We start from the raw sequence: 7,828 nt of genomic DNA on the forward strand, positions 1-7,828 counted from the left end.
GCGCGAGCTGGGCTACGTCTACAATCGCGGCGCAGCCAATCTTCGGCAGGCCAGTGCCAAATCGAGGATCATCGGGGTCGTCGTGAACGACCTGACGAACAGCTTCTTTGCGGAGCTGGCAGTCGGCGTCGATATGGTCGTTCAGTCGGCCGGATTCGTGCAGTTCCTGTCGAACACCAGCGAGAGCATCGACAGGCAGCGTGAGGTTGTCGCATCGATGCGGGAACATGGCATTTCGGGGCTCATCGTGTCGCCGGCGCGCGCCACCGATGCCGCAGACTTCAAGCCGCTCGTCGCCGCAGGGATTCCGGTGGTGGTGGTCGTGCGAAACCTGCCTGGCGCCAAGGTCTCGTCCGTCGTCTCCGACAACCGGGCTGGCATGATGTCTGCGGTCAAGCACTTGGCGGAGCTTGGTCACAAGCGCATCGCTTTTCTCGGCGGCTTTCCCGACACCGCTGTCTTCGACGACCGCCTTGCCGGTTACCGAAGCGGCATGGAGGCAGCCGGGCTCGACTATCACCAAGAACTTGTCGTCTCATCCGCGCCTTCGCGAGCCGGCGGGGGAGAGGCGATCGGAAAAGCCATCGTTCTTTCCGACAAACCGACGGCCGCCGTCTGCTTCAACGATGCCGTCGCCTTCGGTGTTTGCGACGGATTGCGTGCGCGCCGTCTGGAGCCCGGCTCCGACTTCGCGGTCGTGGGTTTCGACGACGTCATCGAGGCTCAGGCGGCGGTTCCCGCGCTCACGACGGTCTCGGTCGATCCGCAGGGCATTGGCCGCCGCGGCGCCCAGCTGCTTCTGAAGCAGATCAATGCGGGCAAGGCCGAGGCGGAGACGGTGACAACAGCGGTTCGGCTGGTCGTTCGCGAGAGCTGCGGAGCCCGCCGGAGCGTAGAAATCGAAACAGGACTCTGAGTAATGCCCATGAAGAAGCATCTCACCCCGACCGAAGCAGCCGCGCTGATCCCGGATGGCGCTGTTGTAACGGTGTCTTCCTCGAGCGGTCTCGGTTGCCCGGACCTCATGCTGAAGGCGATTGGCGAGCGTTTCGATGCGACCGGCCATCCTCGTGATATCACGAGCCTTCATCCGATCGCTGCCGGCGACATGAGCGGCATCAAGGGCGTCGACCATATCGCCAAGAAGGGGCTGCTCAAGCGCATCATCGGTGGTTCCTATCCGTCCGGCCCGTCGTCGTCTGAGCCGCCGCTGATCTGGCAAATGATCACCAACAACGAAATCCCGGCCTACAACATTCCCTCCGGCATCCTGTTCGACATTCATCGAGAAGCCGCCGCGAAGCGGCCGGGCGTTCTGACCAAGATCGGTATCGACACATTCGTCGATCCAGAGCGGCAGGGTTGCGCGATGAACGGCCTTGCTTCGGAACATCCGGTGGTCAAGCGCGTGCGCTTCGAGGGAGACGACTGGTTGTTCTTTCCCTCGATCGTCCCTGAGGTCGCCATCATCCGCGCCACCACCGCCGACGAACGTGGCAACCTGACATACGAGCATGAAGGCGCCTATCTCGGCGGTCTCGATCAGGCGCTTGCCGCACGCAACAATGGTGGCATCGTCATCGCCCAGGTCAAGCGGATCACCAAGGAAGGCTCGCTGAAGCCCCATGACGTCCGCGTGCCTGGAATGCTGGTCGATTATGTGGTCGTCGATCCGGAACAGAAGCAGACGACGCAGACGCAATACGATCCGGCAATTTCCGGGGAGATCTTCCGCCCGCTCGATAGTTTCAGCGTTCCGGAATTCAATGTTCAGAAAGTCATCGCGCGTCGTGTTGCGCAGGAACTGCAAGCGGGAAGCTGCGTCAATCTCGGCTTCGGCATATCGGCCAACGTGCCGCGAATTCTGCTGGAGGAAGGGCTTCACGGCGCAGTCACCTGGGTCATCGAGCAAGGCGCGGTCGGTGGGGTGCCGCTGCTCGACTTCGCCTTTGGCTGCGCGTCCAATGCGGACGCCTATATGCCGTCTCCCTATCAGTTCACCTATTTCCAGGGTGCAGGCTTCGATGCGTCGCTGCTGTCCTTCCTCGAGATCGGCAAAGACGGTTCGGTCAACGTCTCCAAGCTCTCCTTCCGGCCGCACGTGACGGCTGGCGCCGGAGGCTTCGTCGACATCACGGCGCGGGCAAAGAAGATCGTCTTCTCAGGCATGTTCAATGCCGGAGCGAAGCTTGCGATCGCCGATGGCGCCCTTCTCATTGAGAAGGAAGGCAAGCTGAAGAAGCTCGTGAACGAGGTCGAACATGTCACCTTCAGCGGCAGGCGCGCGATCGAGCAGGGGCAGGATATCACCTATGTCACCGAGCGGTGCGTGATGAAGCTGACGCCTGGTGGCATCGTCCTCACCGAGATTGCGCCCGGTGTCGATCTCCAGTCCCACATTCTCGATCAGTCGGAATTTCCGCTGATCATGGCGCCTGACCTGAAGGTCATGGACGCCGCGCTCTTTGGGGAGGCAAACATCGGCCTGTCCCTTCCAGAAAAGAGGGCGCGGACACTGGAGGGCAGCTTCCATGGCTAGCGGAACAATCAGAATTGACGTCGATGGACATGTTGCGACGCTGACGATTTCTCGTCCGGAGAAGCTGAACGCGCTCGATCTCGACATGCTCAAGGCGTTGGCGGACGCGGCCGACGAGGTGGAGGCGAACGCCAATGTGCGCGCCGCCATTCTCACTGGCGAAGGAAAGGGCTTTTCCGCCGGCGGCGATATCAAGGCCTGGGGCGGAATGTTGCCTCAGGAGTTCGGTCATCTCTGGGTTCGGCATGGCCATCGCATTTTCGAAAGACTGGCGACGCTCCGGATGCCGCTGGTCGCGGCTCTGAACGGCCATGCTCTCGGGGGAGGCCTTGAACTTGCAGGGGTTGCGGACATTCGCCTCGCCGAGGAGCAGATCAAGATCGGCCTGCCCGAGACCGGCCTTGGCATGGTACCGGGCTGGTCCGGGACCCAGCGTCTTGTGCGCCGGTTCGGGGCGCAGGCCGTCCGACGCATGGCCTTGGGCGGCGAGATATTCACCGCCGAGGAGGCACGCCTGCTCGGGATCGTAGACGTGGTTGTTCCCACAGGAAACGCGCTCGCGGCCGCCCGGGAATATGCGCAGCGGATCGCCGCAAGGGGGCCGGCTGCGACCGAGATCGCAAAGTTGATGATCGCATCGGCAAACGGCGAAGACAATGGAACCGCGGTCGAAGCCCTGGGCTCGATCCTCGCTGCGAAGACCGGCGATCTGAAGGAGGGCGTCGCATCATTCAGCGAGAAGCGCCCGGCAACGTTCAAGGGAGAATGGTAATGACGGTTCTCGTCAACCCCACCGCGCTCAGCGACCACAAAGCGCGTGATTTCAAGATGCTCATCGATGGCAAATGGGAGGCTGGTTCCTCCGATCCGATCGAGCGTGTCGCCCCGAGCCATGGTGTCGTGGTCAGCCGGTTTCCGACCGGCAGCAAGAGGGACGCCGAGCGTGCGATTTCCGGGGCACGCAAGGCGTTCGACCTGGGGCCTTGGCCCCGAATGACCGCTGCCGAACGTTCCGCGATCCTGCTCAAGGCGGCCGATCTGATCGCAGCGCGCGCAGAGGAGCTGGCGTTTCTCGATGCTATCGAGGCAGGAAAGCCGATCACACAGGTGCGGGGAGAAATTGCAGGCTCCGTTGACATATGGCGCTATGCGGCGGCTCTTGCCCGCGACCTTCACGGTGAAAGCTACAACACGCTCGGCGACGGCACGCTCGGCGTCGTCTTGCGCGAAGCGATCGGCGTAGTGTCGATCATCACGCCTTGGAATTTTCCGTTCCTGATCGTCGGCCAGAAGCTGCCATTCGCCTTGGCCGCTGGCTGCACGACCGTCGTCAAGCCCTCGGAACTGACCTCAGGATCGACGCTGGTGCTGGGAGAGATCCTGCAGGAGGCAGGCATTCCGGATGGCGTCGTCAACATTGTCACCGGTACGGGACCCGAGGTCGGCGCGGTCATGACGTCGCATCCCGGCGTCGACATGGTGTCCTTCACCGGCTCGACCGGCGTCGGAAAGCTGACCATGTCGAATGCCGCACAGACGCTGAAAAAGGTCTCGCTGGAACTGGGTGGGAAGAACCCGCAGATCGTGTTCCCGGATGCCGATCTCGATGCCTTCATCGATGCCGCGGTCTTCGGCGCATACTTCAATGCCGGCGAGTGCTGCAACGCCGGCTCGCGGTTGATCCTTCACAAATCAATCGCTTCCGATGTCGTCAAGCGGATCGCCGAGCTGTCGAAGGCGGTGAAGGTCGGCGACCCGCTCGATCCCTCGACGCAGGTCGGCGCCATCATCACGCCTGAGCATCTAGAGAAGATATCGGGATACGTAACCGGCGCGAGGAGCAGCGGTGCCCGGGTCTCACATGGCGGCGAGACGCTCGATCTCGGCATGGGGCAGTTCATGTCGCCGACGATCCTCGAAGAGGTCACCCCCGATATGGCCGTGGCGCGCGAGGAAGTCTTTGGTCCGGTGCTTTCGGTCCTGACATTCGAGACATCAGCCGAAGCGATCAGGATTGCGAATTCCATCGACTACGGCCTGTCAGCCGGTGTCTGGAGCCGCGATTTCGACACGTGTCTGACGATCGGCCGGTCGGTGCGGGCGGGGACGGTCTGGATGAACACCTTCATGGACGGCGCCTCGGAACTTCCCTTCGGCGGTTACAAGCAAAGCGGCCTCGGCCGCGAGCTCGGCCGCCATGCGGTCGAAGATTACACCGAGACCAAGACACTCAACATGCATATCGGCAAACGCACCAGCTGGTGGATGCCGCAGACGGAAAAGCCGGCTTAGCCGGCGGCTGAACTACGCCCCGGGAGGGCGGGTGATTGGTGCGGGAATGGGTCCCGCATCTTCCAAATTTGAACTGGGAGGTTCTTCGATGAATAAGTTTTTGACCACGACCGCAATGATTGCATTGGCTCTGGCCGGCGCTAGCGTGTCCGCCCACGCCGCCGACGTGAAAGAAGTGCAGATGCTGCACTGGTGGACGTCTGGCGGCGAGGCTGCGGCGCTGAACGTATTGAAGGAGGATCTGTCGAAGGAAGGGTTTGCCTGGAAGGACGTTCCGGTTGCCGGCGGTGGCGGCGATGCGGCGATGACGGCGCTGAAGGCGATGGTTGCGGCCGGCACCTATCCGACCGCCTCGCAGATGCTGGGCTATACCGTGCTTGATTATGCCGAGGCGGGCGTCATGGGCGATCTGACGGAGACGGCGAAGAAGGAAGGCTGGGACAAGTCGGTTCCGGCAGCCCTGCAGAAGTTCTCGGTCTATGACGGCAAGTGGGTCGCTGCCCCCGTCAACGTCCACTCGGTCAACTGGCTGTGGATCAACAAGGCTGTGATGGACAAGATCGGCGGCACTGAGCCGAAGACCTTCGACGAACTGATCGCCCTGCTCGACAAGGCCAAGGCCGCAGGCGTCATCCCGCTGGCGCTCGGCGGCCAGAATTGGCAGGAAGCGACGATGTTCGATTCCATCGTGCTGTCGACCGGCGGTCCGGAGTTCTACAAGAAGGCCTTCAACGACCTCGACGAGGAATCGCTGAAGTCCGACACGATGAAGAAGTCCTTCGACAATCTGGCGACGATCATCAAATATGTCGATCCGAACTTCTCGGGCCGCGACTGGAACCTGGCGACCGCCATGGTCATCAAGGGTGACGCGCTGGTGCAGGTGATGGGCGACTGGGCCAAGGGCGAATTCGTCGCCGCCAAGAAGACGCCGGACACCGACTTCCTCTGCTACCGCTTCCCCGGCACCGACGGCAGCGTGGTCTACAACTCCGACATGTTCGGCATGTTCAACGTTCCAGACGACCGCAAGGCGGCCCAGGTGGCGCTGGCCACCGCAACGCTATCGAAGAGCTTCCAGTCGGCCTTCAACGTCGTCAAGGGTTCGGTGCCGGCCCGCACCGACGTTCCCGACACCGACTTCGACGCCTGCGGCAAGAAGGGCATCGCCGATCTGAAGGCAGCGAACGAAGGCGGCACGCTGTTCGGCTCGCTGGCGCAAGGCTACGGCGCGCCGCCGGCGATCGCCAATGCCTATAAGGATGTCGTCTCGAAGTTCGTCCACGGCCAGATCAAGACCTCCGACGAAGCCGTCAAGCAGCTCGTCCAGGCGATCGACGACGCCCGCTGAGACCACGTGTGATGACAACGCTTCCCCGTCTGCTGGCGGGGAAGCTTCAGGCTCCGCCCCGATCATACGGGATGATCATGCGGGGCGATTGCCCGGACGATTATGCAGGCAGGAGATGACATTCCATGAGCACCGTTGCGACCACCGATCCGGTTCTGACGCCGAGGCAATCGACGGGGATCTCGTTGAGGGGCCGGCTGCAGGATGCGCTGCCGAAGATCGTGCTGGCGCCGAGCTTCGTCATCACCATCATCTTCGTCTACGGCTTCATCGTCTGGACGGCCTATCTGTCGTTTACCAATTCCAAGACCTTTCCCTCCTATGCGCTGACGGGGCCACGCGCCTATCAGCGGCTGTGGCGCTGGACCTTCGAGAGCGATCCGCCGTCCTCCTGGTACACCTCGATCACCAACATGGCGATCTTCGGCTTCCTCTATGTCGGCATCTGCCTGGCGCTCGGTCTGTTCCTTGCCATCCTGCTTGATCAGAAGATCCGCGGCGAGAGCGTATTGCGGCCGATCTTCCTCTATCCGATGGCGCTCTCCTTCATCGTGACAGGCGTTGCCTGGAAATGGTTCCTCGATCCCGGCCTCGGGCTGGAACAGACGCTGCACCACTTCGGCTGGACGAGCTTCCACTTCGACTGGATCAAGAACAAGGACTTCGTCATCTACACCGTCGTCATTGCCGGCGTCTGGCAGGCGTCCGGCTTCGTCATGGCGATGTTCCTGGCGGGCCTGCGCGGCATCGACGGCGAGATCATGAAGGCCGCCCAGATCGATGGCGCATCGTCCTTCCAGCTCTACCGGCGCATCGTCATTCCGCTGCTGCGGCCGATCTTTCTGTCCGCCTTCATCGTGCTCGCCCATATGGCGATCAAGTCCTACGACCTGGTGGTGGCGCTGACCTCGGGCGGCCCTGGCGGCTCGGCCTGGCTGCCATCCAACTTCATGTATGAATACACTTTCAAGCGCAACGAGATGGCCGTCGGCTCGGCCAGCGCCATCATCATGCTGATGACGATCTCGGCGATCATCGTTCCCTATCTCTATTCCGAACTGAAGGAGAAGGCGCGATGAGTGCGATCATCTCACCGACAGCCGACAGGGCGCAGAACAGCAACAATACCCGCTGGATCGGCCGCACCGTCATCTACGGCCTGCTGCTGATCTTCGCCGTCCTCTATCTGATGCCGCTCTTCGTCATGCTGACGACCTCGTTCAAGACCATGGACGAGATCCAGAACGGCAACATGCTGGCGCTGCCGCAATCGCCGACCTTCGATCCCTGGATCAAGGCCTGGGGCGAGACCTGCGTCGGGCTGACCTGCGCCGGTATCAAGGGCTACTTCTGGAACTCGATTAAGATGGTGGTGCCGGCTGTGGCAATCTCCACCATCATGGGGGCGCTCAACGGTTATGTGCTGACCAAATGGCGCTTTCCCGGCCACACGCTGGTGTTCGGGCTGATGCTGTTTGCCTGCTTTATTCCGTTCCAGTCGGTGCTGTTGCCGATGGCAACGATCCTCGGCAGTCTCGGCCGCTTCGGCATGACGCTGCAGAATGCCACGGGCTTCAACTTCGGCTTCGGTAATCCGACCGTCAATCTGGTCTTCGTGCATGTCGTCTATGGCTTGGGCTTCACGA

The 7,828-nt window shown here is 61.9% G+C and carries 6 protein-coding genes and 1 pseudogene; all 7 read left to right on the top strand.

The annotated features are described in order from the left end of the window. The coding region (locus FY112_RS12825) for a substrate-binding domain-containing protein (RefSeq protein WP_151518519.1) at window positions 1-916 on the top strand (916 nt) is incomplete at its 5' end. 9 nt (window positions 917-925) lie between these two features. Then, complete coding sequence (locus tag FY112_RS12830; protein WP_131710323.1) at window positions 926-2,539, top strand: acyl CoA:acetate/3-ketoacid CoA transferase; 1,614 nt, start codon at window positions 926-928, stop codon at window positions 2,537-2,539. After that, window positions 2,532-3,311 carry an enoyl-CoA hydratase/isomerase family protein gene (locus FY112_RS12835; protein WP_017960060.1) on the top strand — a complete coding sequence of 260 codons (780 nt, stop codon included), beginning with the start codon at window positions 2,532-2,534 and terminating at the stop codon, window positions 3,309-3,311. Before FY112_RS12830 ends, FY112_RS12835 begins: the two co-directional genes overlap by 8 nt. Continuing rightward, the gene (locus tag FY112_RS12840; protein ID WP_131629490.1) at window positions 3,311-4,831 is read left to right on the top strand and encodes an aldehyde dehydrogenase family protein; all 1,521 of its coding nucleotides are present in this window, start codon (window positions 3,311-3,313) and stop codon (window positions 4,829-4,831) included. The genes FY112_RS12835 and FY112_RS12840 overlap by 1 nt, the downstream gene beginning before the upstream one ends. Before the next feature lie 88 nt (window positions 4,832-4,919). Beyond that, entirely contained in the window at window positions 4,920-6,182 is a 1,263-nt protein-coding gene (locus FY112_RS12845; protein WP_151518520.1) for an ABC transporter substrate-binding protein, read from the top strand. A 125-nt stretch (window positions 6,183-6,307) separates the two neighbouring features. Next, a complete protein-coding gene (locus tag FY112_RS12850) occupies window positions 6,308-7,261 on the top strand; it encodes a sugar ABC transporter permease (protein WP_151518521.1) in 954 nt (317 codons plus the stop codon). Next, a pseudogene (locus FY112_RS37680) lies at window positions 7,258-7,828 on the top strand (carbohydrate ABC transporter permease); the annotation flags it as partial. The gene FY112_RS12850 and the pseudogene FY112_RS37680, both read left to right, overlap by 4 nt.

It is taken from the genome of Rhizobium sp. PEPV16, assembly GCF_008919455.1.
Lineage (GTDB): Bacteria > Pseudomonadota > Alphaproteobacteria > Rhizobiales > Rhizobiaceae > Rhizobium > Rhizobium leguminosarum_Q.